At 63.8% G+C, this 1,193-nt stretch carries 2 protein-coding genes; both read left to right on the top strand.

All coding sequences use genetic code 11. The features are described from left to right. On the top strand, positions 1-977 hold a 977-nt coding region (locus EN932_RS36475), incomplete at its 5' end, for an adenosine kinase (RefSeq protein WP_164890857.1). A 65-nt stretch (positions 978-1,042) separates the two neighbouring features. Continuing rightward, the coding region (locus EN932_RS36470) for an alcohol dehydrogenase catalytic domain-containing protein (protein ID WP_164768684.1) at positions 1,043-1,193 on the top strand (151 nt) is incomplete at its 3' end.

Below are 1,193 nucleotides of genomic sequence, written 5' to 3'. Positions count from 1 at the left end.
TTGTCGACATCATCGCCCAGTGCGACGAGGAATTCCTCGAGACCAACGGCATCATCAAGGGCGCGATGAACCTCATCGACACACAACGCGCCGAACTGCTCTACAGCCGCATGGGCCCGGCGATCGAAGCGTCCGGCGGCAGCGCCGGCAACACGGCGGCCGGCGTCGCCAGCTTTGGCGGCCGCGCGGCCTTCTTCGGCAAGGTCTCCAACGATGCGCTGGGCGAAATCTACGCCCACGACATCCATGCGCAGGGCGTCGCCTTCGGCACCACGCCGCTCAAGGGTGAGCCGCCGACGGCGCGCTCGATGATCTTCGTCACGCCCGACGGCGAGCGCTCGATGAACACCTATCTCGGCGCCTGCGTCGAGCTTGGCCCTGAGGATGTCGAAGCCGACAAGGCGTCCGGCGCCAAGGTCACCTATTTCGAAGGCTATCTGTGGGACCCGCCGCGCGCCAAGGAGGCAATCCGCCAGACGGCGAAGCTGGCGCACGCGGCAGGCCGAGAAGTGTCGATGACGCTGTCGGATTCGTTCTGCGTCGACCGCTACCGCGACGAATTCCTCGACCTGGTGCGCTCGGGCACGGTCGACATCGTCTTTGCCAACAGCCACGAGATCAAGTCGCTCTACCAGACATCGTCGTTCGACGAGGCGCTGGCCCAGATCCGCAAGGATTGCCGGATCGCCGCCGTCACCCGCTCGGAAAAAGGCTCGGTGATCGTGCGCGGCGACGAGACCGTGGTGATCAAGGCGACCGCCATCAAGGAACTGGTCGACACGACGGGCGCCGGCGATCTCTATGCCGCCGGCTTCCTGCATGGCTACACGCAAGGCCGCGACCTGCAGACTTGCGGCGACCTTGGCTCACTGGCAGCCGGATTGGTGATCCAGCAGATCGGCCCCAGGCCCCGTCAGAATTTGCGCCGCGAGGCTGAGCAGGCGGGGCTGACCATTCCGGACGTTCAAACGAGTTAGTGGCCTACCTTCCCGTTGTGCAGGCTATCTCGCCAGAAGCGCAATCACGGAATAGGGAAATCCTGATGTCGAACATGATGAAGGCGCTTGTGAAGGCCAAGGCCGAACCGGGCATCTGGATGGAAGAGGTGCCGGTGCCGGAAATCGGCCCCAACGACGTGCTGATCAAGATCAAGAAGACGGCGATCTGCGGCACCGACGTGCACATCTACAATT

Source organism: Mesorhizobium sp. M7A.F.Ca.US.002.01.1.1 (genome assembly GCF_004022955.1).
Taxonomy (GTDB): domain Bacteria; phylum Pseudomonadota; class Alphaproteobacteria; order Rhizobiales; family Rhizobiaceae; genus Mesorhizobium; species Mesorhizobium ciceri.
The sequence above is the reverse complement of the archived record's forward strand: the minus strand, read 5'-3'. Positions and strand labels throughout refer to the sequence as shown.